The sequence below is a fragment of the Vibrio sp. 10N.222.55.B11 genome (genome assembly GCF_041473705.1).
GTDB classification, from domain to species: Bacteria; Pseudomonadota; Gammaproteobacteria; order Enterobacterales; family Vibrionaceae; genus Vibrio; species Vibrio crassostreae_C.
On sequence record NZ_JBFRST010000016.1, the window covers coordinates 1 to 608 of the forward strand.

The 608-nt window shown below is 48.2% G+C and carries 1 protein-coding gene; it reads right to left on the reverse strand.

Annotation, left to right across the window (positions count from 1 at the left end; genetic code table 11):
• Positions 1-110: 110 nt before the first annotated feature.
• Positions 111-608, reverse strand: a 498-nt coding sequence (locus tag AB4503_RS06930; protein ID WP_372114060.1) for a transposase, incomplete at its 5' end; no start/stop codon positions are given.

Sequence of the window (608 nt, forward strand, 5' to 3'; positions counted from 1 at the left end):
GTAGCGGCTTCGTTCAACAATCTGTTTAAGACAGCAACGGTTGGCAGTTTCGCTTCGCTCAAGTATAGCCAAGCGCCGCTCACACCTTAGTGCGGCGCTGACGGATCCCCTCATAATTTCCCTAGTCCTGCGTTGTGTGTGAGCCTTTGATATTCGAACATTCCCCATTGATATTGGGATTCATTAATTTGATATCGCCGATGATTTCGAACCTCTCTCCCTAGACGAGGTATGGAGAGAACTCGGCGGTGTTTAATGCTGTTGGCTTGGAAGTCAAAATGCCATTTGGCCTGTACTGCAATGAGGCCATTCCACCACATCAAGATTTCAGCGAGCAACGCAATAAGAAGCAGGATATCTAATCGTTTAGTACAACGAGTTCTGTTGTGACGAAGTGCGATCCCATAGGCGGTACTCTTTAGATCGCGGAAGGCCTCTTCTATCTGCATACGCTTGGCGTACAGATTGGTAATTTGTACTTCATTTAAGATATGTCTAGGGACATTCGTCGCGAGTAGCCACGGCTCCTTCGCACTGCGCTGGTAGAGATGTGTAGCGGAGTGTTTTTGGCTGGTTCTACTATGGCGCTGGGCTTTTCGGCCTTTTTC